Origin of the sequence: Herbaspirillum lusitanum P6-12 (genome assembly GCF_000256565.1) — a bacterium.
GTDB classification, from domain to species: Bacteria; Pseudomonadota; Gammaproteobacteria; order Burkholderiales; family Burkholderiaceae_D; genus Herbaspirillum; species Herbaspirillum lusitanum.
Window position 1 is genome coordinate 1 of record NZ_AJHH01000768.1, and the last position, 706, is coordinate 706.

Sequence of the window (706 nt, forward strand, 5' to 3'; positions counted from 1 at the left end):
ACGGCCGCAGGTGGCAATGCACGGGTGATTCGAGGATAATGCGCAGAAAGCAAGAATCTGGCTTTTTTTCGATGATTTTTCGATATTAGTTTCACGCGATCTTCCGCATCATCTTTTATCCCCATTCAGAGAGCCCCGTCAGCATGAAAAATTGGACGATCAAACAGCGAATCCTCGGCAGCTTTGCGGTCATCCTGATCCTGATGGCGGTCATGGCCGGAATCGCTTACACCAGGCTGGCCAAGATCGACGACGAGGCCACCAGCCTGCGCCAGGATTCCACGCCCGGCTTGTATTACAGCACCATGATCAACGCCGCCTGGTATGAAAACCTGCTGCTGGGCCAGCAGATCGCCCAGATCGACGACACCGAAGCGACGCGCCAGGCCGACATTGCGCTGTTGCGCGCCAATAGCGAGCGCCTCAACCATCTGCAGGAAGAATACGAAAAGACCATCTTCAGCCCCCGCGATCGCGCCTTGTTCGATCAGTTCAAGCAGGCTCGCATGGGATACCGTCAGATCCAGCAGGACATCCTGCGCATGGACTTGTCCAGCCCCAATGCCGCCGTCTACAAGATCATTTCCGATCAGCTGCGCCCGGCCTGGCGCACCGGTTATGTGCTGACGCAGAAGATGGTGGAGATAAACAAGACCATTTCCGATGATTCGGCGCACCGCATACGCCGATGAAGGACGAGCGCGCG

1 protein-coding gene is annotated in these 706 nt (G+C 56.5%); it reads left to right on the forward strand.

Features of this window, described 5'->3' with window-relative positions:
- Window positions 1-143 precede the first annotated feature (143 nt).
- Window positions 144-692, forward strand: coding sequence for an MCP four helix bundle domain-containing protein (locus HLUSI_RS0124810; protein WP_016836502.1), 549 nt, complete (start codon window positions 144-146; stop codon window positions 690-692).
- The last annotated feature ends 14 nt before the right edge of the window (window positions 693-706 follow it).